Annotated in this window: 22 protein-coding genes and 2 tRNA genes; 21 read left to right on the top strand and 3 right to left on the bottom strand. The window is 62.0% G+C overall.

All coding sequences use genetic code 11. The features are described from left to right. The first annotated feature begins 257 nt into the window (after window positions 1-257). The 3 genes from ACZ9GA_RS25820 (at window position 258) to ACZ9GA_RS25810 (ending at window position 3,115) form a co-directional block, all read left to right on the top strand. Window positions 258-950: a glutamine amidotransferase gene (locus ACZ9GA_RS25820; protein WP_457359820.1), complete on the top strand. Its 693-nt coding sequence runs from the start codon at window positions 258-260 to the stop codon at window positions 948-950. A gap of 190 nt (window positions 951-1,140) precedes the next feature. Continuing rightward, window positions 1,141-2,094 (top strand): diiron oxygenase, encoded by a 954-nt coding sequence (locus ACZ9GA_RS25815; RefSeq protein ID WP_457359822.1) that lies wholly within the window; start codon window positions 1,141-1,143, stop codon window positions 2,092-2,094. Next, window positions 2,087-3,115, top strand: a complete 1,029-nt coding sequence (locus tag ACZ9GA_RS25810) for a 2Fe-2S iron-sulfur cluster-binding protein (RefSeq protein WP_457359824.1) — start codon at window positions 2,087-2,089, stop codon at window positions 3,113-3,115. The genes ACZ9GA_RS25815 and ACZ9GA_RS25810 overlap by 8 nt, the downstream gene beginning before the upstream one ends. Before the next feature lie 2 nt (window positions 3,116-3,117). On the opposite strand, the gene queG is transcribed toward ACZ9GA_RS25810, so the two are convergent. Further along, complete coding sequence (queG, locus tag ACZ9GA_RS25805; RefSeq protein ID WP_457359825.1) at window positions 3,118-4,191, bottom strand: tRNA epoxyqueuosine(34) reductase QueG; 1,074 nt, start codon at window positions 4,189-4,191, stop codon at window positions 3,118-3,120. A gap of 66 nt (window positions 4,192-4,257) precedes the next feature. Between queG and ACZ9GA_RS25800 the strand changes: the two genes are divergently transcribed. The 11 genes from ACZ9GA_RS25800 to ACZ9GA_RS25750 all read left to right on the top strand — a co-directional run bounded on the left by ACZ9GA_RS25800 (window position 4,258) and on the right by ACZ9GA_RS25750 (window position 17,165). Further along, on the top strand, window positions 4,258-5,757 hold the full coding sequence (locus tag ACZ9GA_RS25800; RefSeq protein WP_457359827.1) for an NAD(P)H-hydrate dehydratase: 1,500 nt from the start codon (window positions 4,258-4,260) through the stop codon (window positions 5,755-5,757). Next, window positions 5,745-6,215 carry a tRNA (adenosine(37)-N6)-threonylcarbamoyltransferase complex ATPase subunit type 1 TsaE gene (tsaE, locus tag ACZ9GA_RS25795; RefSeq protein WP_027979716.1) on the top strand — a complete coding sequence of 157 codons (471 nt, stop codon included), beginning with the start codon at window positions 5,745-5,747 and terminating at the stop codon, window positions 6,213-6,215. The genes ACZ9GA_RS25800 and tsaE overlap by 13 nt, the downstream gene beginning before the upstream one ends. A gap of 19 nt (window positions 6,216-6,234) precedes the next feature. Continuing rightward, complete coding sequence (locus tag ACZ9GA_RS25790; RefSeq protein ID WP_457359829.1) at window positions 6,235-7,647, top strand: N-acetylmuramoyl-L-alanine amidase; 1,413 nt, start codon at window positions 6,235-6,237, stop codon at window positions 7,645-7,647. After that, a complete protein-coding gene (gene mutL / locus ACZ9GA_RS25785; protein WP_457359831.1) occupies window positions 7,644-9,542 on the top strand; it encodes a DNA mismatch repair endonuclease MutL in 1,899 nt (632 codons plus the stop codon). Before ACZ9GA_RS25790 ends, mutL begins: the two co-directional genes overlap by 4 nt. Window positions 9,543-9,547: 5 nt before the next feature. After that, window positions 9,548-10,519, top strand: coding sequence for a tRNA (adenosine(37)-N6)-dimethylallyltransferase MiaA (miaA, locus tag ACZ9GA_RS25780; protein WP_457359833.1), 972 nt, complete (start codon window positions 9,548-9,550; stop codon window positions 10,517-10,519). Window positions 10,520-10,614: 95 nt separating this feature from the next. After that, on the top strand, window positions 10,615-10,875 hold the full coding sequence (gene hfq, locus ACZ9GA_RS25775; protein ID WP_027979712.1) for an RNA chaperone Hfq: 261 nt from the start codon (window positions 10,615-10,617) through the stop codon (window positions 10,873-10,875). A gap of 12 nt (window positions 10,876-10,887) precedes the next feature. Beyond that, window positions 10,888-12,189 (top strand): ribosome rescue GTPase HflX, encoded by a 1,302-nt coding sequence (gene hflX, locus ACZ9GA_RS25770; protein WP_457359835.1) that lies wholly within the window; start codon window positions 10,888-10,890, stop codon window positions 12,187-12,189. A gap of 97 nt (window positions 12,190-12,286) precedes the next feature. Next, on the top strand, window positions 12,287-13,462 hold the full coding sequence (gene hflK, locus ACZ9GA_RS25765) for an FtsH protease activity modulator HflK (protein WP_457359837.1): 1,176 nt from the start codon (window positions 12,287-12,289) through the stop codon (window positions 13,460-13,462). Then, window positions 13,462-14,331, top strand: coding sequence for a protease modulator HflC (gene hflC / locus ACZ9GA_RS25760; RefSeq protein WP_416422159.1), 870 nt, complete (start codon window positions 13,462-13,464; stop codon window positions 14,329-14,331). The genes hflK and hflC overlap by 1 nt, the downstream gene beginning before the upstream one ends. Before the next feature lie 299 nt (window positions 14,332-14,630). Beyond that, the gene (locus ACZ9GA_RS25755) at window positions 14,631-15,818 is read left to right on the top strand and encodes an ATP phosphoribosyltransferase regulatory subunit (RefSeq protein WP_027979708.1); all 1,188 of its coding nucleotides are present in this window, start codon (window positions 14,631-14,633) and stop codon (window positions 15,816-15,818) included. A 54-nt stretch (window positions 15,819-15,872) separates the two neighbouring features. Next, on the top strand, window positions 15,873-17,165 hold the full coding sequence (locus ACZ9GA_RS25750) for an adenylosuccinate synthase (RefSeq protein ID WP_455924679.1): 1,293 nt from the start codon (window positions 15,873-15,875) through the stop codon (window positions 17,163-17,165). Between the two features lie 277 nt (window positions 17,166-17,442). Here ACZ9GA_RS25750 and ACZ9GA_RS25745 read toward each other — a convergent pair. Both ACZ9GA_RS25745 and ACZ9GA_RS25740 read right to left on the bottom strand, forming a co-directional pair. Beyond that, window positions 17,443-17,529, bottom strand: a tRNA-Leu gene (locus tag ACZ9GA_RS25745). Between the two features lie 185 nt (window positions 17,530-17,714). Continuing rightward, a tRNA-Leu gene (locus tag ACZ9GA_RS25740) sits at window positions 17,715-17,801 on the bottom strand. 215 nt (window positions 17,802-18,016) lie between these two features. Here ACZ9GA_RS25740 and rnr point away from each other — a divergent pair. From rnr to dnaB, 7 genes are all read left to right on the top strand, one after another. Then, window positions 18,017-20,659 (top strand): ribonuclease R, encoded by a 2,643-nt coding sequence (gene rnr / locus ACZ9GA_RS25735; protein WP_457359840.1) that lies wholly within the window; start codon window positions 18,017-18,019, stop codon window positions 20,657-20,659. Then, window positions 20,656-21,402, top strand: coding sequence for a 23S rRNA (guanosine(2251)-2'-O)-methyltransferase RlmB (gene rlmB, locus ACZ9GA_RS25730; RefSeq protein ID WP_027979705.1), 747 nt, complete (start codon window positions 20,656-20,658; stop codon window positions 21,400-21,402). The genes rnr and rlmB overlap by 4 nt, the downstream gene beginning before the upstream one ends. Window positions 21,403-21,785: 383 nt before the next feature. Then, complete coding sequence (gene rpsF, locus ACZ9GA_RS25725; protein WP_027979704.1) at window positions 21,786-22,211, top strand: 30S ribosomal protein S6; 426 nt, start codon at window positions 21,786-21,788, stop codon at window positions 22,209-22,211. Window positions 22,212-22,239: 28 nt separating this feature from the next. Beyond that, on the top strand, window positions 22,240-22,470 hold the full coding sequence (gene rpsR, locus ACZ9GA_RS25720) for a 30S ribosomal protein S18 (RefSeq protein WP_008368574.1): 231 nt from the start codon (window positions 22,240-22,242) through the stop codon (window positions 22,468-22,470). Window positions 22,471-22,506: 36 nt separating this feature from the next. Beyond that, window positions 22,507-23,406 carry a YybS family protein gene (locus ACZ9GA_RS25715; RefSeq protein WP_457359843.1) on the top strand — a complete coding sequence of 300 codons (900 nt, stop codon included), beginning with the start codon at window positions 22,507-22,509 and terminating at the stop codon, window positions 23,404-23,406. A gap of 18 nt (window positions 23,407-23,424) precedes the next feature. Next, entirely contained in the window at window positions 23,425-23,871 is a 447-nt protein-coding gene (rplI, locus tag ACZ9GA_RS25710; protein ID WP_027979702.1) for a 50S ribosomal protein L9, read from the top strand. Between the two features lie 109 nt (window positions 23,872-23,980). After that, complete coding sequence (gene dnaB, locus ACZ9GA_RS25705; RefSeq protein ID WP_457359845.1) at window positions 23,981-25,378, top strand: replicative DNA helicase; 1,398 nt, start codon at window positions 23,981-23,983, stop codon at window positions 25,376-25,378. Window positions 25,379-25,519 lie beyond the last annotated feature (141 nt).

The following is a 25,519-nucleotide window of genomic DNA, read 5'->3' as shown; positions in this document are numbered from 1 at the left end:
CCTTATTGTGTTTCTGGATATGCGCTTGCGTCGGCGCCTCTTACCCAAATCAGTAGGGGCGTCGCCAAACGCTGTAGCGGCCGCCGTCCCCTGTACGCGGGGATATACCTCGGGTTCTGGTCAAGGGGCAGCGTTCATCGCTGCCCAAGTGGCCATCATCGCGAACTGCTAGTCCATCCAATCTGCAATCTCGACAGCATTTTTGCTGGCTGATAAGAGTGTGTGCTTATCCACTAACTCTTTGTATTGGTATGGAAATGAAACATGCACTGGTAATTCGCCATCTGGCATTTGAAGACCTCGGTACGTTCGCGGACCTCCTTCAGGCGCGCGGCTACAACCTTTCCACGCTGGACGCTGCGGTCGATGACCTGGCTCAAGTGGATGTCACTACGCCTGACCTGGTGGTATTCCTGGGTGGGCCAATCGGTGCATTCGATGAGCTGCAGTACCCCTTTCTTGCCCACGAACTGGCATTGGTGCGACAGAGATTGGCCAGTGGAGGCAAGCTGCTGGGCATCTGCCTGGGGGCGCAGTTGATCGCGCGGGCACTGGGTAGCGAGGTGGCGCCCATGGGCGTGAAGGAGATCGGCTTTGGGCGCCTCACGCTGACCCAGGACGGGGTTGATTCCTGTCTTGCACCCCTGGCCGCCGATATTCCTGTGCTGCATTGGCATGGGGACCAGTTCCAGGTACCGCCGCAAGCTACGCGGTTGGCGGGCACCGCCATTTGCCCGAACCAGGCGTTCAGCGTGGGCGGTTCAGTGCTGGCATTGCAGTTTCACCTTGAGGTTAATCCGCAGCGTCTCGAACCGTGGCTGGTGGGGCATGCTGCGGAGCTTGGGATGGCAGGCATCCTGCCGGCTGACTTACGCAAGCAGGCTAGTGCCATGAACGCCTTGGTGCCGGCCGCTCAGGCAGTATTGAGTCACTGGCTCGATCTGGTCTGAATTAACCGGATATATATGTGCTTGTGTATTGGTATATGCGAGCAATAAATCGGATGTTGATGCTGTAGGACTTTTCTGAAGTTTCGTTTTTGCCCTTGCGACTTTTTCGGTGATGCTTAAGCTGAATCGGTATGGTGCGCCTGGTGCTGGCCATATAAATACAATAAATAATATTTCAAGGAAGATTGCGATGAAGGATTTTGCGTCGTTGAATGAAAAAGATCCGGTCGGTGAAATGTTATCGAAGTTGTCGGCCCTGTGGGTTTCTCGTGCGGCCGTGAACAATGAGCAAACGCCCTATTCAGAGCTGGCATTCAACCCGGTCAAGGCCGATTTCAGCGAGTCGCTGCTCCCTTTCAGGGGGCATGACGCCTGGCGTGAAGCCCCTGCGGGGGTAAAAGAAAAATGCCTCTCCTATGCCTGGGTTATTTACAATCTGAAAACTATCTACATCGAATGTAACGTGGTCACTCCAGCCTGTGAAGATATTATAAAGTCTCCGCCGGTCAATTCGCCGAATCGTGAGATATTGCAGTCAGTCATGGCTGAAGCCCTGCTGGATGAGGCGCTGCACACCAAGATGTCTATCAGTGCAAGTAACTATATCTATCATCATCGTCAACTTCCGTATTTGGATTACTGCGACTTTAATCTGATCGGCTGGCGTAATGCTTTGTTATCAAGTTGCACGGCCGAGTGGCAACGTCGATTGACTCGGTTTGGCATCGCCTGTGCGAGTGAAACCCTGATCACCGATTATCTGAAGACGATGGCGGAGGACAGCAGCATTCAGACGGTGTGCCACGAGGTCACCCGCACTCACGCCATGGATGAATGGAGTCACTCCAGCGTCTTCAGTTTTGTGGCCATTGACATCGTGAGCCAACTCAGCACGTCAGAGAAAGTGTACCTGCATGAGGTCATCAAGAAGACGGTCAGCATGTTTGCGAACAATGAGATGGGCGCCTGGAAAAAAGCCTTTTCCCTAGCGGGGCTTGAAGGTGGAGAGGACATCGTTGCCGATGTCGGCGACATGGGCGAAATCAACGTGTACACCGGTTCCGTCAATAGCCTGCTCGCGCGCGTTGGTCTTGAGTCTGTGGGGTCGGGCCCTGTACTGGCTTGCGGAGGTGGCCGTGGCTGAAGGCATGATGCTTCGATGCGAGCAGGTTCGGGATGAGGCCGCAGGCATTCGCGCATTCACCCTGCGACTGCTCGACCCCTTGGGCGGTGATCGGCTGGAGCCGGGGCGCTATCTTTCACTCGACTGTCCCGATCCCGGTGGCCAGGTACGTAGCCGATGCTATTCCATCGTGGCCCGCCCCACGCTTGACACCATTGAAGTGGTGATCAAGCGCGGCGGCCACAATGGTGTTTCGGATCAGTTGTTTCAACAGGTGCAGCCGGGCTCTACATTGTCCGGCGGGGCAATCGACGGGGATATCACCGCCAGTCGCCTGCTGCATCATGGGCAGGTGGTGATGTTGGCCAATGGCATCGGCGCCACCTTGCCAATGGCCCTGATCCGCAGCATGGCCGGTTTACGCGAGCAGGGGCGGCCAACGCCCCGAGTGTCGCTGCTGCTGTGCAATCCCACCCTTGCCTCGATTCCCTTCCTGGCGGAGTTGCTGCGCCTCGACTTGGCGAACGATTGGTTCAACGTGCGATTTCACATTACTCGCGAGCCCATCGACAGATTCAACGGGCATTTCTATGCCGGGCGGCCGTGTGCGCAGGATTTACGGGCGCTGGGCATGCCTGGCGCGGTGGTGATATGCGGCGGGCACGAGTTCGCCCTGGGGCAGCAGGCCCTGGCGGCGCAGGTATATCGCGAGCCTGAAATTCTGGTGGAGGCTTTCAGCGCGCCGACCCGCAGTTTGGTCGAAGCAAGCGAAGGGCAGACGTTGCTTTGTATTGGTGATCAGGGCATCGAACTTCCCGTGGATAGAGGACGCACGCTGCTCGATGAGCTTGAGCGCCATGGCGTGCCAATGCGCAGCCAATGCCGGTCGGGGATCTGTGGAAGTTGTCGGGTCAAGGTTGTTGAGGGCAAATGCCGGCGGGAGGCAGACTTCACCTTGAGTTCAGCCGAGCGCGCGGAAGGGTTCGCTCTGGCGTGCTGCACTTACGCAGATGATGACCGGGTGGCCATACTATTGCAGTGAGGTTATCCCCCCGCCCGCTGGTCATGCTCCTTCAGTGCCCATTCGACGTGCTCGCGAACCATCGCCGAAGGGTCAGCCCGGCGAGCCTTGAGCGCTTCGATCACCGGGATGCTGGAAGGGGCGTTGCCCAGTCCAACCGCCAGGTTACGCAACCAGCGCTCATACCCGGCGCGGCGCAGGGGTGAGCCTTCGGTGCTGCTGAGGAATTTGTCCTCATCCCACAAAAACAGCTCGGCCAGACCGGCATTGTCCAGGTTATGCCGCGGCTTGAAATCGCCTTCCCCGCTGGGCCGGGCGAAGCGGTTCCACGGGCAGACGATCTGGCAATCATCACAGCCGAATACCCTGTTGCCGATCAGCGGTCGCAGCTCCTCGGGGATGGCGGTCTTCAATTCGATGGTCAGGTACGAGATGCAGCGGCGGGCGTCCAGTACGTAAGGGCCGACGAAGGCATTGGTAGGGCAAATGTCCAGGCAGGCGCTGCAACGGCCGCAGTGCTCAGTGGCGTGCGGCTCGTCCACCGGCAGCGGTAGGTCGACGAACAGTTCGCTGAGGAAAAAATAGCTGCCAGCCTTGCGGTTCAGCACCAGGGTGTTCTTGCCGATCCAGCCCAGCCCGGCCTGCTCGGCGATGGCCTTTTCCAGTACCGGGGCGCTGTCGACGAAGGCGCGGAAGCCAAACGGGCCGATGTGCTGCTGGATGCGGTCGGCCAGTTGTTGCACGCGCTTGCGGATCAACTTGTGATAGTCGCGGCCCAGCGCATAGCGTGAGATGTAGGCTTTTTCTGGCTGGGCCAGCAATTGCGCCATCTGTGTGTCGCCCGGCAGGTAGTCCATGCGCAGCGACACCACCCGCAGGGTGCCTGGCACCAATTGTTCGGGGTGCGAGCGCTTGCTGCCGTGGGCGCCCATGTACTCCATTTCGCCGTGGTAGCCCGCTGCCAGCCAGCGTTCCAGGTGTTGTTCGTGCTCGCCAAGGTCCAGGCCGGCGATGCCGACTTGCTGGAAGCCCAGTTCGCGGCCCCAGTCTTTGATGGATTGGGCCAGGGCGGGGAGATCGGCGATAACGGCGGACATGCGAAGAGGGAAACCGGAGCTGAGGTGGGTATAATTCTGCCAGACATTGCGAGCGAACGTTTAATCATGCCACTGCCAGACGACGACTTACCCGATCTGCTCTATGCCGCAGCGCAGGTGCGGGCGCTGGATGCTGCCCTGATTGCCGCCGGTACCGACGGCTTCGAACTGATGCAGCGCGCGGCCCGAGCTGCCTGGCGTGCCCTGCGCCGCCAGTGGCCGGACGCCGACCAGATGACCGTGCTGGCCGGCCACGGCAACAATGCCGGCGATGGCTACCTGATTGCCGCGCTGGCGCAGCGTGCTGGCTGGGCGGTCAGCGTACTGGCCGTCGGCGATCCTGCCCGCTTGAGCGGCGATGCCGCGGCCGCCTGGGCTGAAGCCCGGGCCAGCCAGGTGGATATACAGCCGTGGGCACCGGATGCCGGACTGCAAGGCGTGGTGGTGGATGCGTTGCTGGGCACTGGCCTCAAGGGCACTGTGCGGGCGCCTTACGAGCAGGCGATCCAGGCCATTAACGTCAGCGGCCTGCCCGTGCTGGCGGTGGATATCCCCTCGGGGCTGTGTGCTGATACCGGGCAGGTACTGGGCGCGGCGGTTCATGCCGAGCTGACGGTGACCTTCATCGGCCTCAAGTTCGGCCTGTTCAGCGGCCAGGCGGCCGATCATGTAGGCCACCTGGTATTCGACGACCTGCTGGCCAGCCCGGCCATCGTTGCCGCGCAGCCAGCCATGGCCAGGCGCCTGCATGCGGCCTCGCTGCCAAGGCCCGCCCCAAGGCCGATGACTGCGCATAAAGGCCAATATGGCCGCCTGCTGGTCATGGGTGGCGATCACGGCACCGGCGGCGCCACGTTGATGAGCGCGGAGTCGGCGTTGCGCAGCGGCGCTGGCATGGTCACGCTGGCCACCCGCCCGGAACATGTGGCCGCAGCCGTGACCCGCCTGCCCGAGGTCATGACCCTGGGTGTGCATTCCTCCAACCAGTTGCTCGACGTGCTGGACAAGGCCGACGTCGTGGTGATCGGCCCAGGCCTGGGGCAGGGCAGTTGGGGGCGCAGCCTGCTGTCGGTGGCTGCCACGGTCGCTAGAGCCCAGGTGTGGGATGCCGATGCATTGAATCAGCTGGCTGAAGGGCGCGCCGCGCTGCCGGCGGGCTCGATCATCACCCCACACCCCGGCGAGGCGGCGCGCCTGTTGGGCGTGTCGACCGCGCAAATCCAGGCCGACCGCGCCCACGCGGCGCTGGCCCTGGCGAAAAAATATTCAACCGTGTGCGTGCTCAAGGGCAGCGGCAGCCTGATCGCCGCCCCCGATGGCAGCCTGGCCTTGTGCGACCGTGGCCACCCCGCCATGGCCACGGCGGGGCTGGGTGACGTACTGGCAGGGTTGCTGGGGGCACTTCTGGCCCAGGGCATGGCCCCGTATGATGCCGCCTGTCTGGGCGTGTGGCTGCATGCGCGTGCCGGCGAGCAACAAGGTAGCAAGGGCCGCGGGCTGGCGGCCACCGATTTGATTCCAGCCATCCGTCAGGTGTTCGAGGAGCTGTCCCCTTGTCTGAAATAACGCTGTTTCTGGGCGATGAAAACGCCATGGTCGAGTTTGGCGGGCGCCTGGCGCAGGTGACCCAGGCCGTCGGGGTGATTTTCCTCGAAGGCGACCTGGGAGCCGGTAAAACCACGCTCTCCAGGGGGCTGATCCGCGGCCTTGGGCACCAGGGCGCGGTGAAAAGCCCGACCTTCACGCTGGTGGAACCTTACGAGTTGCCGAGCTTTCGCGCCTATCATTTTGATCTGTATCGCCTTGTGGACCCGGAAGAACTGGAATTTCTTGGCATTCGGGATTACTTTGAAGGTGACGCTCTCTGTCTGATCGAGTGGCCACAGCGTGGCGCAGGCTTTTTGCCAAAGCCTGACCTGACCATTACCATACGCCCCCACGCGGGCGGCCGTTCACTGACTCTGACGCCACAAGGCGCGCGTGGCGAGTCGTGGTGTGCCGTCCTGGCACAGGAATTCAAATAAATCTGGGTGGGTGGTTTGTATGCGCATTCGCGCGCTGGTCGCGTTCGTGGGGTTGCTGTTGGCGGTATTTGCCGTCGACGCGTTTGCGGCTTCGCAGGTCAAGAGTGTTCGCCTGTGGCGAGCGCCGGATAACACGCGACTGGTATTCGACCTGTCGGGCCCGGTCGAACACAGTCTATTCACCCTGCAGTCCCCCGACCGCCTGGTGATCGACATCAATGGCGCGACCCTGGCCGGGCCGTTGAACCTGCCCATTGCCAACACCCCGATCACGTCGGTGCGCTCGGCCCAGCGCACGCCTACCGATCTGCGAGTGGTCATCGACCTGAAAAAGGCCGTGACCCCGAAAAGCTTCTCCCTGGCGCCCAACCAGCAATATGGCAACCGCCTGGTGGTGGACCTGTTCGACAACGCCGCCGATGCAGCACCGCCGCCGCCGGAGCCGACCGTGGCCACTACCCCGGCGATCCCCGTTACCCCCGCGCAACCGGCGATCAAGCTGGCGCCGGTGCCCAACGGCAAGCGTGACATCATCGTCGCCATCGACGCCGGCCACGGCGGCGAGGACCCGGGTGCCTCGGGCTCCCGTGGCCAGCATGAAAAAGACATCACCCTGTCGATTGCCCGCGAATTGCAGCGCCAGATCAACGGCGAAAAAGGCTTCCGCGCCGAATTGACCCGCACCGGCGACTACTTCATCCCGCTGCGCCAGCGCACCGAGATCGCCCGCAAGAAGGGCGCCGACCTGTTTGTGTCCATCCACGCCGACGCTGCGCCTTCCTCGGCCGCCGTGGGCGCTTCGGTATTCGCCCTGTCCGAACGTGGCGCTACTTCCGAGACCGCGCGCTGGCTGGCCGACAGTGAAAACCGTTCCGACCTGATCGGTGGCGCCGGGGCCGTGAGCCTAGACGACAAGGACAAGATGCTGGCCGGCGTACTGCTGGACCTGTCCATGACCGCCTCGCTCAGCTCCAGCCTCAACGTGGGCCAGAAGGTGCTGAGCAACATTGGCCGCGTCACGCCGCTGCACAAGGCGCGTGTCGAGCAGGCCGGGTTCATGGTGCTGAAGTCGCCGGACATCCCGTCGATCCTGGTGGAAACCGGCTTTATTTCCAACGCTGGCGAGGCGGCCAAGCTGCAAAGCTCCAGCCACCAGCAGGCCCTGGCCCGCTCCATTACCAGCGGCGTGCGCCAGTTCTTCCAGCAGAACCCGCCACCGGGCACCTACATCGCCTGGCTGCGTGACAGCGGCAAGCTGGCCCAGGGGCCGACCGAGCACGTGGTGCGCCCCGGCGAAACCCTGCCGATGCTGGCGGTACGCTACAACCAGTCCGTGGCCACGTTGCGCAGTGCCAACAACCTGACCACCGATGAGCTGAAGATCGGCCAGACCCTGAACATCCCGGCCACTGTCCTGGCGGCGCAGCAATGAGTTCGTCCGCTCGCATCGAGCTGCTCAGCCCGCGCCTTGCCAACCAGATCGCCGCCGGTGAGGTAGTCGAGCGCCCGGCGTCGGTGATCAAGGAATTGCTGGAAAACAGCCTGGACTCCGGCGCCCGTCGCATCGACGTGGAAGTGGAGCAGGGCGGCGTCAAGCTGCTGCGCGTGCGCGACGACGGCGGCGGTATCGCCTCTGACGACCTGCCGCTGGCCCTCGCGCGTCACGCCACCAGCAAGATCCGCGACCTGGAAGACCTGGAGCGGGTGATGAGCCTGGGTTTCCGTGGCGAAGCCCTGGCGTCGATCAGCTCCGTGGCGCGCCTGACCCTGACCTCTCGCACCCGCGACGCCGATCAGGCCTGGCAGGTGGAAACCGAAGGCCGCGACATGGCCCCGCGCGTGCAGCCTGCGGCGCACCCGGTGGGCACGTCGGTGGAAGTGCGCGACCTGTTCTTCAACACCCCGGCGCGACGCAAGTTTCTCAAGACCGAAAAAACCGAATTCGATCACCTGCAGGAAGTGATCAAGCGCCTGGCCCTGGCGCGCTTCGATGTGGCGTTCCACCTGCGCCACAACGGCAAGACCATCCTCAGCCTGCATGAAGCCAACGATGAGATCGCCCGCGCCCGCCGCGTGGCCTCCATCTGCGGGCCGGGGTTCCTGGAGCAGGCGATGCCGATCGAGATCGAGCGCAACGGCCTGCACCTGTGGGGCTGGGTTGGCCTGCCAACGTTCTCGCGCAGCCAGGCAGACCTGCAGTATTTCTTCGTCAACGGCCGCGCGGTGCGCGACAAGCTGGTCGCCCACGCGGTGCGCCAGGCCTACCGCGACGTGCTGTTCAACGGTCGTCACCCCACCTTTGTGCTGTTTTTCGAGGTGGACCCGACCGTGGTAGACGTCAACGTGCACCCCACCAAGCACGAAGTGCGCTTCCGTGACGGGCGCATGGTGCATGACTTCCTCTATGGCACTTTGCATCGTGCACTCGCGGACGTGCGACCCGAAGACCAGCTGCCCACGGCGTCAGCTGCCGAGCCGATGGCCCGGCCTACAGGCCTGGAAGCCGGTGAGTTCGGCCCTCAGGGCGAGATGCGCCTGGCGGCCAACCTGCTTGAGCAGCCGCAACAGGAACCCGCCAGCCGCGGCTACAGCAGCAGTGCGGGCGCCGGCTACCAGTACGTGCCGCGCCCGGCGCAGCCCGCACCCACCGCCGAGACCCAGGCCGCCTACCGCGAATTCTATGCGCCGCTGCCTCAGCAAGCCGGGGCTGCCGGGCCAAACCTGCCGCAAGGCCAGGGCGACATTCCGCCGCTGGGCTACGCCCTGGCGCAGCTCAAGGGCATTTACATCCTGTCCGAGAACGCCCAGGGCCTGGTACTGGTGGACATGCACGCCGCCCACGAACGCATCATGTATGAGCGCCTGAAGGTGGCCATGGCCAGCGAAGGCCTGAGCGGCCAGCCGCTGCTGGTGCCCGAGTCCATTGCGGTCAGCCAGCGCGAGGCCGATTGCGCCGAGGAGCACGCCGTGTGGTTCCAGCGCCTGGGCTTCGAATTGCAGCGCCTGGGCCCGGAAAGCCTGGCCATCCGCCAGATCCCGGCCCTGCTCAAGCAGGCCGAGGCCAACCGCCTGGTGCACGACGTGCTGGCCGACCTGATGGAGTACGGCACCAGTGACCGTATCCAGGCCCACTTGAACGAACTGCTGGGCACCATGGCCTGCCACGGCGCCATCCGCGCCAACCGGCGCCTGGCGATCCCGGAAATGAACGGCCTGCTGCGCGACATGGAAAACACCGAGCGCAGCGGCCAATGCAACCATGGCCGACCAACCTGGACCCAGATGGGCCTGGATGATCTGGACAAACTATTCCTGCGTGGCCGTTGATTGCGATGAGTGCGTTACCCCCTGCGATATTCCTGATGGGCCCCACGGCCGCCGGCAAGACCGACCTTGCCATTGAGCTGAGCAAGGTGCTGCCTTGCGAGCTGATCAGCGTCGATTCGGCGCTGGTCTACCGCGGCATGGACATCGGCACCGCAAAGCCTTCGAAAGAGCTGCTGGCGGCCCATCCCCATCGTCTGATCGATATCCTCGACCCGGCCCAGGCCTATTCGGCCGCCGAATTCCGCGCTGATGCCCTGCAGGCGATGGCCGAGATCACCGCGCGTGGAAACATCCCGTTGCTGGTTGGCGGCACGATGTTGTATTTCAAGGCGTTACTGGAAGGCCTGGCCGACATGCCGGCCGCCGACGCTGCGGTACGTGCAGAGCTGGAAGCCATGGCCCAGGCCGGCGGGCTGCAGGCTTTGCACGATGAATTGACCCGCGTCGACCCGGTTTCGGCCGCGCGCATCCACCCCAACGACCCCCAGCGCCTGATCCGTGCACTGGAGGTTTACCGGGTAAGCGGTTCCAGCATGACTGAACATCGTGTCCGACAATCTGCGCAAAGTACCGACGCAGGCGCTCCGGGCGGCGGTCAATTGCCCTATACTGTTGCCAGCCTGGCGATTGCGCCAACGGATCGTAAGGTGCTGCACGATCGTATTGCCCTGCGTTTTCAGCAGATGCTGGAACAGGGCTTCATCGACGAGGTCAGAGCACTGCGTGCCAGAAGTGACTTGCACGCGGGCCTGCCGTCTATACGTGCAGTGGGTTATCGCCAAGTCTGGGATCATCTGGATGGCAAGCTGAGCTCGATGGAAATGCAGGAGCGCGGCATCATTGCAACACGTCAACTGGCCAAACGGCAGTTCACCTGGCTAAGAAGCTTCGGTGATCTTCACTGGTTGGACAGCCTGGCTTGTGACAATCTGCCACGCACCTTGAAATACCTTGGAACGGTCTCCATATTGAGCTGAGTCCTTGAAATTGCCGTCTATCCTTGGGGTGGGGCGGCCTAAGCCATCATTTTTTCTGATTTTCTTATCTATTGATCCTTAAAGGAGTGCGGCACATGTCAAAAGGGCATTCGCTACAAGACCCTTACTTGAATACATTGCGTAAAGAGAAGGTCGGCGTTTCGATCTATCTCGTTAACGGTATCAAGTTGCAAGGTACGATCGAATCGTTTGACCAGTTCGTGATTCTGCTGAAGAACACTGTCAGCCAGATGGTCTACAAGCACGCTGTCTCCACCGTTGTACCGGTACGTCCGATCCGTCTGCCTAGCGCAACCGAATCCGAGAGCGGCGACGTCGAGCCAGGTAACGCCTGATAGGAGTCTGCTTTGTTCTTTGAGCGCCACGGTGGTGGTGAGCGGGCAATCCTCGTTCACTTGGATGGTCAGGACCCTGAGGCGCGCGAAGATCCGCAGGAGTTTCAGGAGCTGGCCGTGTCGGCCGGCGCCGAAACTGTCGCGTTCGTCAACGTGGCGCGGCATCAGCCCACGGCCAAATACCTGATTGGCAGCGGCAAGGTCGAGGAGTTGCGCGACCGGGTCAAGGCCGAACAGGTAGATCTGGTGATCTTCAATCACACCCTCACGCCCAGCCAGGAACGTAACCTGGAGCGCGCTTTCGAGTGTCGCGTGCTGGACCGTACCGGTCTGATTCTGGATATCTTTGCCCAGCGGGCACGCACCCATGAAGGCAAGCTGCAGGTGGAACTCGCCCAGCTTGAGCACATGAGTACGCGGCTGGTTCGCGGCTGGACCCACCTTGAGCGGCAGAAGGGTGGTATCGGCATGCGCGGCCCCGGTGAAACCCAGCTGGAAACTGACCGCCGCCTGTTGCGGGTGCGGCTGCGGCAGATCAAGGCGCGCCTGGAAAAGGTTCGCAGCCAGCGTGAGCAGGCCCGTCGCGGCCGGCGTCGCGCCGATATACCTTCGGTTTCACTGGTGGGCTATACCAACGCCGGCAAATCGACCCTCTTCAATGCCGTGACCTCGTCCGAGGTGTACGCCGCCGACCAATTGTTCGCCACCCTCGACCCGACCCTGCGTCGTCTCGAGCTGGATGACCTTGGGCCGGTGATCCTTGCCGATACCGTGGGTTTCATTCGTCACCTGCCGCACAAGCTTGTCGAGGCTTTCCGGGCTACGCTCGAAGAGTCGAGCAACTCCGACCTGCTGCTGCACGTGATCGACGCCCATGAGCCGGAGCGCATGGCGCAGATCGAGCAGGTGATGGCGGTGCTGACCGAAATCGGTGCCAGCGGGCTGCCGATCCTCGAGGTCTACAACAAGCTCGACTTGCTGGAAGGGGTAGAACCGCAGATTCAGCGCGATGCCGATGGCAAGCCGCAGCGGGTCTGGGTGTCGGCGCGTGACGGGCGGGGCATGGACCTGGTGAAACAGGCCGTGGCAGAGTTGCTGGGCGAAGACCTGTTTGTCGCCACCCTGCGCCTGCCGCAACGCATGGGCCGTTTACGCGCACAGTTTTTCGAGATGGGTGTGGTACAGAGCGAGACACATGACGAGGAAGGGGCCAGCCTGTTGGCTGTGCGCGTGCCTCGTGTCGAGCTCAACCGTCTGGTCAGTCGGGCAGGGATGGAACCGCTGGAATTTATCGAGCAACACACTTTGCAATAAAAAGGCCTGCAATGCGGCGATGCCGCGAGCTCGGGCATTCTGTAGCATTGGTTGGCGCGCCGTGGGTGCGTCTTTGCTTTATCAGATGGAGAGCGCTATGGCTTGGAATGAGCCGGGTGGCAACTCGAACAATCAGGATCCTTGGGGTGGTAAGCGCCGTGGGGGCGACCGCAAGGGGCCACCGGATCTCGACGAAGCCTTCCGAAAGCTGCAGGAAAGCCTGAACGGTTTGTTCGGTGGTGGGAAAAAACGCACGGGTGATGGTGGCGGTTCGTCCAGGGGCGGTGGCTTCGGCCTGCTCGGGATCGGGCTTGTCGTGCTGGCGGCCATCTGGCTGTACAGCGCCATCTACGTGGTGGACGAGCAGGAGCAGGCCGTTGTGCTGCGCTTCGGCAAGTACTACGAAACGGTCGGTTCGGGCTTGAATATCTATTTCCCGCCCATCGACAAGAAGTACCTGGAGAACGTGACGCGTGAGCGTACGTACACCAAGCAGGGGCAGATGCTCACCGAAGACGAGAACATCGTCGAGGTGCCGCTGACCGTGCAATACCGCATCAGCAACCTGCAGGACTTCGTGCTCAACGTCGACCAGCCGGAAGTCAGCCTGCAGCACGCCACCGACAGCGCCCTGCGCCACGTGGTGGGGTCCACCACCATGGACCAGGTGCTGACCGAAGGCCGCGAGCTGATGGCCAGCGAAATCAAGAAGCGCCTGCAAAGCTTCATGGACACGTACAAGACCGGTATCACCATTACCCAGGTCAACGTGCAGAGCGCGGCCGCCCCGCGTGAAGTCCAGGAAGCCTTCGACGACGTGATCCGTGCCCGTGAAGACGAGCAGCGTTCGCGCAACCAGGCCGAGACCTACGCCAATGGCGTGGTACCGGAAGCCCGTGGTCAGGCCCAGCGCATCATCGAGGACGCCAATGGCTACCGCGATGAAGTGGTGTCGCGCGCCAAGGGTGAAGCCGACCGCTTCACCAAGCTGGTGACCGAGTACCGCAAGGCGCCGGAAGTCACCCGCCAGCGTCTGTACCTGGAAACCATGCAGGACGTCTACAGCAACACCAGCAAGGTGCTGGTGAGCAGCGAGAAAGGGGGTAACAACCTGATCTACCTGCCGCTGGACAAGATGGTCAACAGCAGCCACGGCCCCGCACCAGTGGCGTCGGGCAGCGTGACGCCGTCGGTCACCGACGCCGCCGGCGCCCGTGCGGCCGCCGATCTGCAGCAGCAACAACGTGAACTGCGTTCCAGGGAGAGTCGCTGATGGGCAATAAATCACTGATCGCCCTGATCGTTGGCGTGGTACTGGCCATCGTGGCGTGGAACAGCTTCTACATCGTGTCCCAGACCGAGCGCGCCGTACTGCTGCGCTTCGGTCGTGTGGTACAGGCCGATGTAGCCCCTGGGCTGCACGTGAAAGTGCCGTACGTGAACCAGGTGCGCAAGTTCGACGCGCGCCTGATGACCCTCGATGCCCCTACCCAGCGGTTCCTGACCCTGGAGAAGAAGGCAGTGATGGTCGACGCGTACGCCAAGTGGCGCGTGAAGGACGCCGAGCGCTTCTACACCGCCACCTCGGGTATCAAGCAGATCGCCGACGATCGTCTGTCTCGCCGCCTGGAGTCGGGCCTGCGTGACCAGTTCGGCAAGCGCACCCTGCACGAAGTCGTGTCGGGCCAGCGTGACGAGCTGATGGCGGGTATCACCGAGTCGCTGAACAAGATGGCCAACGACGAGTTGGGCATCGAAGTCATCGACGTGCGGGTCAAGGCCATCGACCTGCCCAAAGAGGTGAACAAGAGCGTCTTCGACCGCATGAGCACCGAGCGTGAGCGTGAAGCCCGCGAGCACCGCGCCAAGGGTAACGAGCTGGCTGAAGGCATCCGTGCCGACGCCGATCGTCAGCGCCGCGTGTTGCTGGCCGAGGCCTATCGCGAGTCTGAAGAAGCCCGCGGTGATGGCGACGCCCAGGCGGCTGCCATCTACGCCAAGGCCTACGGTCAGGACCAGGAGTTCTACTCCTTCTACCGCAGCCTGCAGGCCTACCGTCAAAGCTTCTCCAACAAGAGCGACGTGCTGGTGCTGGACCCAAGCAGCGACTTCTTCCGCTACATGGAAAAGTACAAGCCTTGATCTAGGCCGCACGTGAAAGGTACCCGCCGGGCGGTCAAATCGCCCGGCGGGGTGACCATTTCAGAAAACGTGTTATGATGCGGCAGCCGGGAAATTCCCGGCTTTTTTGCGTCTGCAAGATCGATTGGCCGTCTGCGCCAGTCTTTTGCAAAGTGTTTCAGACTGTTTTCCATGTAATCGAGGGCAATGGCCCAGCAGGCAGGGCGGCGTTACACACCGCTGCATGTTGCCTCGTCATTGCCTGCTTCACTCAAGGCTCGCAAGAACGCGTGCCGCCCGGATCATAGGGGAAAGGCGTAATGGCAACGGTAGACCGCTGGCTGCTGCCAGATGGCATCGAAGAAGTACTGCCGCCGGAAGCGGCGCGCATCGAAGTAGCGCGTCGCCAGGTGTTGGATCTGTTCCAGAGCTGGGGCTACGAGTTCGTCGTCACCCCGCATATCGAGTACCTGGAGTCGCTGCTGACCGGCGCGGGCCAGGACCTGGATCTGCGCACCTTCAAGGTTGTCGACCCGCAATCCGGTCGCCAGATGGGCTTCCGTGCCGACATCACCCCGCAAGTGGCGCGCATCGATGCGCATACCCTGCGTCGTGAAGGCCCGAGCCGCCTGTGCTACGCCGGCAGCGTGCTGCACGCCCAGCCGCGTGCCCTGTCGTCCTCGCGCAGCCCCATCCAGCTGGGTGCCGAGCTGTACGGCGACGCAAGCCCGAGCAGCGATGTGGAAGTGATCAGCCTGATGCTGGCTATGCTTCAACTGGCGGACGTGCCGGATGTGCACATGGACCTGGGCCACGTGGGTATCTACCGCGGCCTGGCCCGTGCCGCCGGTTTGTCCGGCAGTGTCGAGCAGCAGTTGTTCGATGCCCTGCAGCGCAAGGCCATCGACGAAGTCATCGCCTTGACCTGCGGCCTGCCGGCTGACCTGGCTGCCATGCTGCAGTCGCTGGTCGAGCTGTGCGGTGGTTCGGAAGTGTTCGCCGAGGCGCGCGTGCGCCTGGCCAAGGCGCCGGCCCCGGTCATCGCCGCCCTGGACGACCTGCAAGCCATCGCCGAGCGCCTGGCTGCACGTTTCCCCGAGCTGCCGCTGTATTTCGACCTGGGCGAGCTGCGCGGTTACCACTACCACACCGGTGTGGTGTTCGCCGTGTTCGTGCCGGGCGTTGGCCAATCGATCGCCCAGGGCGGTCGTTATGACGATATCGGCGCCGACTTCGGTCGTGCGCGTCCGGCGACGGGGTTCTCCACCGACCTCAAGACCCTGGTTACCCTGGGTCGCGCCGAAGTGGAACTGCCTAGCGGTGGCATCTGGATGCCAGACAGCACCGATGCGGCACTCTGGCAGCAGGTCTGCCAGCTGCGTCGTGAAGGCCAGCGTGTGGTCCAGGCCCTGCCTGGGCAGGCGTTGAGCGCAGCCTTTGAGGCTGATTGCGACCGCCAATTGATTCAGCAGAACGGGCTGTGGCAGGTACTGCCGCTGGCTTCTTGAGTTTTCCCGCCGGCCAATGCCGGCACCAAGTTTGCGCGAATGAGGACAAGTGTCATGGGTAAGAATGTCGTAGTCCTGGGCACCCAGTGGGGTGATGAGGGCAAAGGCAAGATCGTTGATCTGCTGACCGAACATGCAGCCGCCGTAGTGCGCTACCAGGGTGGCCACAACGCTGGCCACACCCTGGTGATCGACGGTGAAAAAACCGTCCTGCACCTGATTCCATCGGGCGTGCTGCGCGAAGGCGTGCAGTGCCTGATCGGCAACGGCGTGGTGGTAGCACCCGACGCCCTGCTGCGTGAAATCGTCAAGCTGGAAGAGAAGGGCGTACCGGTGCGTGAGCGCCTGCGCATCAGCCCATCCTGCCCGCTGATCCTGTCCTACCACGTGGCCCTGGACCAGGCGCGCGAGAAGGCCCGTGGCGAGCTGAAGATCGGCACCACCGGTCGCGGAATCGGCCCTGCGTACGAAGACAAGGTTGCACGCCGTGGTCTGCGCATCGGTGACCTGTTCCACCGCGAGCGTTTCGCCGCCAAGCTGGGCGAGTTGCTGGACTACCACAACTTCGTCCTGGTGAATTACTACAAAGAGCCGGCCATCGACTTCCAGAAGACCCTGGACGAGTGCATGGAATATGCCGAGCTGCTGAAGCCGATGATGCTCGACGTCACCGCCGAACTGCACGCCCTGCGTCGCGCCGGCAAGGACATCATGTTCGAAGGCGCCCAAGGCTCGCTGCTGGACATCGACCACGGTACCTACCCGTACGTCACCAGCTCCAACACCACTGCTGGCGGCATCGCCACCGGTTCGGGCGTTGGTCCGATGTACCTGGACTACATCCTGGGCATCACCAAGGCCTACACCACTCGCGTCGGTTCGGGTCCGTTCCCTACCGAACTGTTTGATGACGTTGGCGCCTTCCTGGCCAAGCGTGGCCACGAGTTCGGTGCCACCACCGGCCGTGCCCGTCGTTGCGGCTGGTTCGACGCCGTCATCCTGCGTCGCGCCATCGACGTCAACAGCATCTCGGGCATCTGCCTGACCAAGCTGGACGTACTGGACGGCCTGGAAACAATCAACATCTGCGTAGGCTACAAAAACGCCGACGGCGCCGTCATCGACGCACCGACCGACGCTGACAGCTACATTGGCCTGGAGCCGGTGTACGAGCAGATGCCGGGCTGGAGCGAATCGACCCTGGGCGCCAAGTCCCTGGAAGAGCTGCCAGAAGCTGCCCGTGCGTACATCAAGCGCATCGAAGAGCTGGTTGGCGCACCGATCGACATCGTGTCGACCGGCCCGGATCGCAACGAGACCATCGTGCTGCGTCATCCGTTCGCGTAAGAAGCATTGCTGTAAGCCACAAGGGGCCCTTTAAGGGCCCTTTGTCGTTTCTGGCCTGTAGCCGCTGCCGCAACGCTGCGCTGGCCTGTAGCCGCTGCCGTAAGGCTGCGCTGGCCTCTGGGGGGGCGCTGGAGATGTTTAGCGGGGCATAGGGCCAGCGCAGCCTTCGGCAGCGGCTACGCAGTAAGTGTGAACTTTAGGGGAGGGCAGAAACGCAAAAACCCGCTTTCGCGGGTTTTTGAGATGACTCAAAGATCGTTGATCTGTGAATCTGAATTGGTGCCCAGAAGAAGACTCGAACTTCCACGACCGTAAGGTCACCAGCACCTGAAGCTGGCGTGTCTACCAATTTCACCATCTGGGCAGCTACTTCGACGTTGTCCGTCGTTGTGGTGCGCACTATACGGAGGGTTCGAATACCTGTAAACCCCCGGAACAACATTTTTTCAAAAAAACTCAAAGAATCTTTTCAGACCCCCTGAAACGCAAAAACCCGCTTTCGCGGGTTCTTGTGAGAGGCTCAAGATGTTGTAATCTCAAGCCTGAAATTGGTGCCCAGAAGAAGACTCGAACTTCCACGACCGTAAGGTCACCAGCACCTGAAGCTGGCGTGTCTACCAATTTCACCATCTGGGCATCATCTTCAGCGCGTTTGCGTTGTCGATGGCGCGCACTATACGGGCGTCCTTTTGACCTGTAAACCCCTGTTATGAAAAAAGTTTAGGTTTTTTTGTCAGGCGCTGGTTTTTGTCCGAAAGTGCGGCATCGCGGGACTGTCAAACCATGAAATTTCCCGTTTCAATACGCGTATGCCAAACTAACCCTTATATAGACAAGGTGAAATTTCTCTAATGGCCGATTGGCAGTCCCTCGATCCCGAGGCCGCTCGTGAAGCGGAAAAATACGAAAACCCTATTCCCAGCCGTGAGCTGATCCTCCAGCACCTCGACGAGCGTGGCTCTCCCGCCAGCCGCGAGCAGCTGGTAGACGAGTTCGGGCTGACCACCGAGGACCAGGTCGAGGCCTTGCGCCGCCGCCTGCGCGCCATGGAGCGCGATGCGCAACTGATCTACACCCGCCGTGGCACCTACGCCCCTGTGGATAAACTGGACCTGATCGCCGGCCGCATTGCGGGCCACCGCGACGGTTTCGGTTTCCTGATTCCTGACGACGGCTCCGACGACCTGTTCATGAGCCCGGCGCAAATGCGCCTGGTGTTCGACGGCGACCGTGCCCTGGCGCGCGTTTCCGGCCTGGACCGTCGCGGTCGTCGTGAAGGCGTGATCGTCGAAGTGGTGTCCCGTGGTCACGAGACCATTGTGGGTCGTTACTTCGAAGAAGGCGGCATCGGCTTCGTGACCCCGGACAACCCCAAGGTGCAGCAGGAAGTGTTGATCACTCCGGGCCGCAACGCCGGGGCCAAGATCGGTCAGTTCGTGGAAGTCAAGATCACCCACTGGCCCACCCCGCGCTTCCAGCCACAGGGTGATGTGATCGAAGTGGTCGGCAACTACATGGCGCCGGGCATGGAAATCGACGTCGCGCTGCGCACCTACGACATTCCCCACGTATGGCCGCAAGCCGTGCTCAAGGAAGCCGGCAAGCTCAAGCCTGAAGTGGAAGAGAAGGACAAGCAGAACCGCGTCGACCTGCGCCACCTGCCGTTCGTCACCATCGACGGCGAAGACGCCCGCGACTTCGACGACGCCGTCTACTGCGAAGCCAAGAGCAAACTGCGCCTGTTCAACGGTGGCTGGAAGCTCTACGTGGCCATCGCCGACGTGTCCAGCTACGTGAAGCTGGGTTCGGCCCTGGACGAAGAAGCCCAGGTGCGCGGCAACTCGGTGTACTTCCCCGAGCGAGTGATTCCGATGCTGCCCGAGGAGTTGTCCAACGGCCTGTGCTCGCTGAACCCGCACGTTGATCGCCTGGCCATGGTTTGCGAGATGACCATCTCCAAGACCGGCGAGATGACTGACTACCAGTTCTACGAAGCCGTCATTCACTCCCACGCGCGCCTGACCTACAACAAGGTCAGCACCATGCTCGAGCATTCGCGCAGCAGCGAAGCCAAGGCCTTGCGCGGTGAGTACGGCGACGTGCTGCCGGACCTCAAGCAGCTGTACGCACTGTACAAAGTGCTGCTGGGTGCCCGTCATGCCCGTGGCGCCATCGACTTCGAAACCCAGGAAACCCGCATCGTCTTCGGTTCCGAGCGCAAGATCGCCGAAATCAAGCCGACCGTGCGGAACGACGCTCACAAGCTGATCGAAGAGTGCATGCTGGCCGCCAACGTGGCCACCGCCGAATTCCTCAAGAAGCATGAGATTCCGGCCCTGTACCGTGTGCACGATGGTCCGCCGCCAGAGCGTCTGGAAAAGCTGCGCGCCTTCCTGGGCGAGCTGGGCCTGTCGATCAACAAGGGCAAGGATGGTCCGTCGCCGAAGGACTACCGCGCGCTGCTGGAAAAAATCCAGGACCGCCCGGACTTCCACGTGATCCAGACCGTGATGCTGCGCTCCCTGAGCCAGGCGGTGTACAGCGCCGAGAACAATGGCCACTTCGGCCTGAACTACGAAGCCTACACCCACTTCACCTCGCCGATCCGTCGCTACCCGGACCTGCTGACCCACCGCGCCATCCGCAGTGTGATCCGCTCGAAGATGGACACCCCGCACGTCAAACGTGCCGGTGCCATGACCATCCCGAAAGCGCGCATCTACCCGTACGACGAGCCGGCGCTGGAACAGTTGGGCGAGCAGTGCTCGATGAGCGAGCGCCGTGCCGACGAAGCCACTCGCGACGTGGTCAACTGGCTCAAGTGCGAGTTCATGAAAGACCGCGTGGGCGAAACCTTCCCGGGTGTGATCACCGCCGTGACCGGTTTCGGCCTGTTCGTGGAACTGACCGACATCTTCGTCGAAGGCCTGGTGCACGTCACCGCGCTGCCGGGCGACTACTACCACTTCGACCCTGTGCACCACCGCCTGGCGGGCGAGCGCACGGGCCGCAGCTTCCGCCTGGGCGACACCGTGGAAGTGCAGGTCATGCGTGTGGACCTGGACGAGCGCAAGATCGACTTCGGCATGTCGGAAAAATCCGCCACCGCGCCAGTGGGTCGCAAGAATCGCCAGGCCGAAAAGCCGGAAGCGAAGAAAAGCGCCCCTGAGCGCAAGTCGGCTGACAAGAAGCCGGCGGCCAAGTCCTACGACAAGCCTGTGTACGAAAAACCGGCCCCGGCAGCACCGCTGTCGAAGCCGTCGAAGCGTCCGGCCAAGTCGTCCGAGTCGTCCAGCGCCTACCGCGCGTCGGATGCCACGGCCAACAACGCCGACGTGCGCAAAAGCCGTGAAATGAAAAAAGCGCTGCTGGCCGAGGCCAAGGGTGGCGCGGGCAAGCCGGCGCGTTCGGACAAGTCCGGCGCTGCCAAGCCCACCACGCATCGCAAGGGCCCGTCGAAAACGGGTGCTCGTAAACCGAAGGCGAAGTCATGAGTCAGTTGGAAAAAATCTACGGCGTGCACGCCGTGGAAGCCCTGTTGCGTCACCACCCCAAGCGGGTCAAGCAGATCTGGTTGGCCGAAAGCCGCAACGACCCGCGCGTTCAGCCGCTGATCGCCCTGGCCGCGGAAAACCGCGTGTCGGTGGGTCAGGCCGAGCGTCGCGAAATGGACGCCTGGGTTGATGGTGTTCACCAGGGCGTGGTTGCCGAAGTCAGCCCAAGCCAGGTGTGGGGCGAGGCGATGCTCGACGAGCTGCTGGACCGTACCGATGGCGCGCCGTTGCTGCTGGTGCTGGACGGCGTGACCGATCCGCACAACCTGGGTGCCTGCCTGCGCACCGCCGATGCGGCGGGCGTGCTGGCGGTCATCGTGCCCAAGGACAAGTCGGCCACCCTGACCCCTGCGGTGCGTAAAGTGGCGTGCGGCGCTGCCGAAGTGATCCCGCTGGTGGCCGTGACCAACCTGGCGCGCACCCTGGAAAAACTCCAGCAGCGCGGCCTGTGGGTGGTCGGCACCGCCGGCGAAGCCGAGCAGGAGTTGTACCAGCACGACATGACCGGGCCAACCATCCTGGTGATGGGCGCCGAGGGCAAGGGCATGCGCCGCTTGACCCGCGAGCACTGCGACTACCTGGTGAAGCTGCCGATGCACGGCAGCGTCAGCAGCCTGAACGTGTCGGTGGCCACGGGTGTGTGCCTGTTTGAAGCCGTTCGTCAGCGCGGCGCCAAGAAGTAAGATCGGCGTTGGCCTTTTCCCGGGCAGAGCCCGGTCCTACACCCTTCGGGCCATGGGTGTCAGGTAGGCAAAGCGATCAGCCTTTGATGGTTTGCAGTTCATCCTGCTGTGCCTCCAAAGGCTGATCGCTTTGCGTCACTGACACCCATGGCCCGAAAGGTGTAGGACCGGGCTCTGCCCGGGAACCAGGCACCGCAATTCTGTTCAAATATTCACCAATTCCCTTGCTTGTCCCCACTCCCTTCTCTACAATTGCGCCCCTTGCCTCGACGGCAGGTGCGGGCAGTTCATCGCCACCACCTTTTCCGCGAGCAAGACATACAGTGTCATTCACTCCTTGTCTGACCGCCCTGGCGGCAGGCTACAACCCGTAAGGAGCATTCATGCGTCATTACGAAATCATCTTTCTGGTCCACCCTGACCAGAGCGAGCAAGTCGGCGGCATGGTTGAGCGTTACACCAAGCTGATCGAAGAAGACGGCGGCAAAATCCACCGTCTGGAAGACTGGGGCCGTCGTCAACTGGCCTACGCAATCAACAATGTTCACAAGGCTCACTACGTGATGCTGAACGTTGAGTGCACCGGCAAGGCCCTGGCCGAGCTGGAAGACAACTTCCGCTACAACGATGCCGTGATCCGTAACCTGGTCATCCGTCGCGACGAAGCCGTAACTGGTCAGTCCGAGATGCTCAAGGCCGAAGAAAACCGCAGCGAGCGCCGTGAGCGTCGTGACCGTCCTGAGCATGCTGACAGCGCCGATGGCGATGACAGCGACAACAGCGACGCCAGCGATAACGCTGACGAGTAATCCACGGACCTTTTGAGGAGCCAATTACATGGCACGTTTCTTCCGTCGTCGTAAATTCTGCCGCTTCACCGCTGAAGACGTGAAAGAGATCGATTACAAAGATCTCAACACTCTGAAAGCCTACGTATCCGAAACCGGCAAAATTGTTCCAAGCCGTATCACCGGTACCAAAGCTCGTTATCAGCGTCAGCTGGCCGTCGCTATCAAGCGCGCCCGCTTCCTGGCCCTGCTGGCCTACACCGACAGCCACGGCCGCTGAGACCAGGTAGTCGACAAGTAGCAAGGGATTGAATGCATGCGCCCCATAGCTGATTTCATCATGCGCGGACGCATGCAGGCCACCCTGGTGGTGGCCATATCGGCAGTCATGCCGCTGTTGTTCTGGTTGGGTGCTGCCGCGGGAAGCCTGGTGCTTCTGCGGCGCGGATTTCAGGATGCCAAAAGCGTCCTCGCCCTCGGCCTGCTGCCCGCTTTGGCGTGGTGGCTGCTGGGGAGCGATCACGACCCCCGCGCACTACTGGTGCTGCTGGGCTCGGCGACCCTCGCGCAGGTGCTGCGCTCGAGTGAGTCCTGGATCCGTGTGCTGCTGGTCAGCATAGCCCTGGGGTTGGTGTATGCAGTGGTGCTGGGCGCGGTTTTCCGCCCTCACATCGAGGTGATGTCGCAAGGCCTGTCAAAGGTTCTGCCCATGGCCCTCGGTGATTTCTACCAGCAAATGCCGGTGGAAGAGCGAGCGCGCCTTGATGCACTCATGCCCCTGCTCCTGACCGGGATGATCGCGGCCATGCTGCAGATCGTCAGTTTGAGTTGCCTGATACTGGGCCGATACTGGCAAGCGATGTTGTACAACCCGGGTGGGTTCGGTCGCGAGTTTCGCACCGTGCGCATCCCGCGGGGGCTGGCGTTGATGCTGCTGGCGTGCATGGTGGTGGGGCCGAATATCGGTAACCAGCTGGCCATGCTCACGCCGCTGTGCAGCGTACCGCTGGCCTTCGCAGGCCTGGCCTTGATTCACGCCCTGGTCGCTGAAAAGCACCTGGCGCGGTTCTGGCTGGTGGGGTTGTATGTCACGCTGCTGGTGTTGATCAACCTGATCTATCCGTTGCTCGTGGTGTTGGCCATTGTCGACAGCCTGATTGATTTTCGCGGACGTTTGGCGCCCAAAGGCCCTGACAATGCGAACGGTGAAGGTTAAAAGTTAGAGGATTTCCACATGCAACTGATCCTTCTGGAAAAAGTCGCCAACCTGGGCAACCTGGGCGACAAAGTAAACGTTAAGGCTGGTTACGGCCGTAACTACCTGCTGCCTTACGGCAAAGCCACCGCCGCGACCCCAGCCAACCTGGCTGCGTTCGAAGAGCGTCGTGCTGAGCTGGAAAAAATCGCAGCAGACAAGAAAGCTTCGGCTGAAACTCGCGCTGCCCAACTGGCTGAGCTGGAAGTGACCATCACTGCCACCGCCGGTGACGAAGGCAAGCTGTTCGGTTCGATCGGCACCCACGACATCGCTGATGCACTGACCGCCTCGGGCGTTGAAGTGGCTAAAGCTGAAGTTCGTCTGCCGAACGGCACCATCCGTAACGTTGGCGAATACGACGTTGCCGTGCACCTGCACAGCGACGTAGAAGCTACCGTACGCGTTGTTGTTGTAGCTGCTTAAGGCAACACCTATCGGCTGGCACCCTTGGGTAACAGCCGGTAACATTGGGCACGATCCTGTCTACAGGTCGTGCCCTTTGTCTTTCTGTATCCCCTGATTTCAAGTGGCCATGAACGAGATATCGCAACCCGAGCAGTACGATCTGCAAACCGCCGCCCTCAAGGTGCCGCCGCATTCCATCGAGGCCGAACAGGCTGTGCTCGGTGGTTTGATGCTGGACAACAACGCCTGGGAGCGCGTGCTGGATCAGGTCTCGGATGGCGATTTCTACCGTCATGACCACCGCCTGATCTTCCGCGCCATTGCCAAGCTGGCTGACCAGAACACACCGTTCGACGTGGTCACCCTGCACGAGCAACTGGACAAGGAAGGGCAGAGCTCCCAGGTCGGTGGCCTGGGTTACCTGGGTGAACTGGCGAAAAACACGCCGTCGGTCGCCAACATCAAGGCCTATGCCCAGATCGTCCGCGAGCGCGCCACGCTGCGCCAGCTGATCAGCATCAGCACCGACATTGCCGACAGCGCCTTCAACCCCCAGGGCCGCAACGCCGCCGAGATCCTCGATGAAGCCGAACGGCAGATCTTCCAGATCGCCGAGGCGCGGCCGAAAACCGGCGGCCCGGTCAGCGTCAACGACCTGCTGACCAAGGCCATCGACCGCATCGACACGCTGTTCAACACCGACGAGGCCATCACCGGCCTGTCGACCGGCTATACCGACCTGGACGAGAAGACCAGTGGCCTGCAGCCTGCTGACTTGATCATCGTTGCCGGTCGTCCGTCCATGGGTAAGACCACCTTCGCCATGAACCTGGTGGAGAACGCGGTGTTGCGCAGCGAGAAGGTCGTGCTGGTGTACTCGCTGGAGATGCCAGGTGATTCGCTGGTCATGCGTATGCTGTCCTCGCTGGGCCGTATTGACCAGACCAAGGTGCGTTCCGGCCGCCTGGACGACGACGATTGGCCACGGCTGACGTCGGCGGTCAATCTGCTCAACGACCGCAAGCTGTTCATCGACGATACTGCCGGCATCAGCCCGTCGGAAATGCGTGCCCGTACCCGTCGCCTGGTGCGTGAGCACGGCGACATCGGCCTGATCATGATCGACTACCTGCAGCTGATGCAGATTCCCGGTTCCAGCGGTGACAACCGTACCAACGAGATCTCCGAGATCTCCCGCTCGTTGAAAGCCCTGGCCAAGGAATTCAACTGCCCGGTGGTGGCGCTGTCGCAGCTCAACCGCTCCCTGGAACAACGTCCCAACAAGCGCCCGGTGAACTCCGACTTGCGGGAATCCGGAGCGATCGAGCAGGACGCCGACGTGATCATGTTCGTCTACCGCGACGAGGTGTATCACCCGGAGACCGAGCACAAGGGCATTGCCGAGATCATCATCGGCAAGCAGCGTAACGGCCCCATCGGCTTCATCCGCCTGGCGTTCATCGGCAAATACACGCGCTTCGAGAACCTGGCCCCAGGCAGCTACAACTTCGACGACGACGAGTAACGTCACCGAAATTCAACAACGATCCCTTGTGGGACCGGGCGAAGCTCGGGAAAAGCCCTACGCGGTACGCCAAGTATTCGCGCTGCGGCCTTCCCGAGCTTCGCCCGGTCCCACAATTGGTCAAAATTTGTGCTATATTCC

The sequence above is a fragment of the Pseudomonas sp. TE3644 genome (assembly GCF_056278815.1).
Note: the sequence above shows the minus strand (reverse complement) of the source record. Positions and strands in the feature narration are given on the sequence as shown.

Excerpts from the sequence above, each read along its gene's own strand:
- ACZ9GA_RS25800 (WP_457359827.1), top strand. The coding sequence starts at position 4,258 with ATGCCACTGCCAGACGACGACTTACCCGATCTGCTCTATGCCGCAGCG.
- hflK (WP_457359837.1), top strand. The coding sequence starts at position 12,287 with ATGGCTTGGAATGAGCCGGGTGGCAACTCGAACAATCAGGATCCTTGG.
- hfq (WP_027979712.1), top strand. The coding sequence starts at position 10,615 with ATGTCAAAAGGGCATTCGCTACAAGACCCTTACTTGAATACATTGCGT.
- ACZ9GA_RS25790 (WP_457359829.1), top strand. The coding sequence starts at position 6,235 with ATGCGCATTCGCGCGCTGGTCGCGTTCGTGGGGTTGCTGTTGGCGGTA.
- ACZ9GA_RS25750 (WP_455924679.1), top strand. The coding sequence starts at position 15,873 with ATGGGTAAGAATGTCGTAGTCCTGGGCACCCAGTGGGGTGATGAGGGC.
- ACZ9GA_RS25815 (WP_457359822.1), top strand. The coding sequence starts at position 1,141 with ATGAAGGATTTTGCGTCGTTGAATGAAAAAGATCCGGTCGGTGAAATG.
- rpsR (WP_008368574.1), top strand. The coding sequence starts at position 22,240 with ATGGCACGTTTCTTCCGTCGTCGTAAATTCTGCCGCTTCACCGCTGAA.
- hflC (WP_416422159.1), top strand. The coding sequence starts at position 13,462 with ATGGGCAATAAATCACTGATCGCCCTGATCGTTGGCGTGGTACTGGCC.
- rpsF (WP_027979704.1), top strand. The coding sequence starts at position 21,786 with ATGCGTCATTACGAAATCATCTTTCTGGTCCACCCTGACCAGAGCGAG.
- rlmB (WP_027979705.1), top strand. The coding sequence starts at position 20,656 with ATGAGTCAGTTGGAAAAAATCTACGGCGTGCACGCCGTGGAAGCCCTG.
- queG (WP_457359825.1), bottom strand. The coding sequence starts at position 4,191 with ATGTCCGCCGTTATCGCCGATCTCCCCGCCCTGGCCCAATCCATCAAA.
- miaA (WP_457359833.1), top strand. The coding sequence starts at position 9,548 with ATGAGTGCGTTACCCCCTGCGATATTCCTGATGGGCCCCACGGCCGCC.
- ACZ9GA_RS25820 (WP_457359820.1), top strand. The coding sequence starts at position 258 with ATGAAACATGCACTGGTAATTCGCCATCTGGCATTTGAAGACCTCGGT.
- ACZ9GA_RS25715 (WP_457359843.1), top strand. The coding sequence starts at position 22,507 with ATGCGCCCCATAGCTGATTTCATCATGCGCGGACGCATGCAGGCCACC.
- mutL (WP_457359831.1), top strand. The coding sequence starts at position 7,644 with ATGAGTTCGTCCGCTCGCATCGAGCTGCTCAGCCCGCGCCTTGCCAAC.
- dnaB (WP_457359845.1), top strand. The coding sequence starts at position 23,981 with ATGAACGAGATATCGCAACCCGAGCAGTACGATCTGCAAACCGCCGCC.
- rplI (WP_027979702.1), top strand. The coding sequence starts at position 23,425 with ATGCAACTGATCCTTCTGGAAAAAGTCGCCAACCTGGGCAACCTGGGC.
- ACZ9GA_RS25755 (WP_027979708.1), top strand. The coding sequence starts at position 14,631 with ATGGCAACGGTAGACCGCTGGCTGCTGCCAGATGGCATCGAAGAAGTA.
- rnr (WP_457359840.1), top strand. The coding sequence starts at position 18,017 with ATGGCCGATTGGCAGTCCCTCGATCCCGAGGCCGCTCGTGAAGCGGAA.